We start from the raw sequence: 286 nt of genomic DNA on the forward strand, positions 1-286 counted from the left end.
AAATCCAATGAATAATTTTGCTTTTTCAAAATCCTCGATTTCTTGAATAAAGAATGAATCTGAAAATTGTGTCCCTGGAGAGGGAAAACGTTTAATATTTCTCCCAAATAAATTCCAAACCTGTTCTCTGGCTCGTCTTATCGTAGCCGTTGATGCAATAATTTTTGGTTTCAGAACGATATCACCGATATTCATCGTAGATAGTGATTCAACAGTGGTCTCATAAATTCCCACTAAACTTCCTAATGGTCCATTTATTAAATGAAGTTCATCTTGAATGATTAAA

The 286-nt window shown here is 33.2% G+C and carries 1 protein-coding gene; it reads right to left on the reverse strand.

From position 1 onward, the window contains the following. The coding region (locus tag MD536_RS21390; RefSeq protein WP_239603817.1) for a hypothetical protein at positions 1 to 286 on the reverse strand (286 nt) is incomplete at both ends.

It is taken from the genome of Flavihumibacter cheonanensis (assembly GCF_022352215.1).
GTDB lineage: Bacteria > Bacteroidota > Bacteroidia > Chitinophagales > Chitinophagaceae > Flavihumibacter > Flavihumibacter cheonanensis.